The sequence below is a fragment of the Streptomyces vastus genome (genome assembly GCF_039532825.1).
Taxonomy (GTDB): Bacteria; Actinomycetota; Actinomycetes; order Streptomycetales; family Streptomycetaceae; genus Streptomyces; species Streptomyces vastus.
The window spans coordinates 1-686 of sequence record NZ_BAAASJ010000090.1 but is presented as its reverse complement, the minus strand read 5'-3'; the positions used below and the strand labels follow the sequence as shown (position 1 = coordinate 686).

Below are 686 nucleotides of genomic sequence, written 5' to 3'. Positions count from 1 at the left end.
TCCTTGCTCTTGATCTTCACTGAGCCGATGGCGTCGGAGTACATGGGGCCCACGTGCACCTGGTAGCCGTGACCGCCTGTGGGGGATGAGCCGTCGTAGCGGACCGCGACGGGCAGGAAATGGAACATCAGGTTGGGGTAGTCCACGTCCTCGTTGCTGCGGGCGAAGCCGCCGGCCTCGAAGTGGTTGGTGGCGGCCGGGCCCTTGCGGAAGAGCCACTGCAGTCCGATGAAGGGGGCGCGCCACTTCGCCATGTACGGCTGCATGGACACCGGCTGCTTGCAGGCGTACTGGATGTAGACCTCCAGGTGGTCCTGCATGTTTTCGCCGACGCCCGGGAGGTCGTGCACGACGTCGATGCCGAGGGCCGACAGCTCCCCGGCGTTGCCGACGCCGGAAAGCTGCAGCAGCTGCGGGGAGTTGATGGCGCCGCCGCACAGGATGACTTCCTTGGCGCGGACCTGCTGGAGCGCGCCCCGGCCGCGCCGGTACTCGACGCCGACGGCGCGCTTGCCCTCGAAGAGGACGCGGGTGACCAGGGCGCGGGTGGTGACCGTGAGGTTGGGCCTTTTCATCGCGGGCTTGAGGTACGCCTTCGAGGCCGACAGGCGACGTCCGCGGTGGACGTTGCGGTCGAACTTGGCGAAGCCTTCCTGCCGGTAGCCGTTGACGTCGTCCGTGGGCGC

1 protein-coding gene is annotated in these 686 nt (G+C 67.9%); it reads right to left on the bottom strand.

Features of this window, described 5'->3' with window-relative positions; all coding sequences use genetic code 11:
• On the bottom strand, positions 1 to 686 hold a 686-nt coding region (locus tag ABD357_RS29940; RefSeq protein ID WP_344394143.1), incomplete at both ends, for a GMC family oxidoreductase N-terminal domain-containing protein.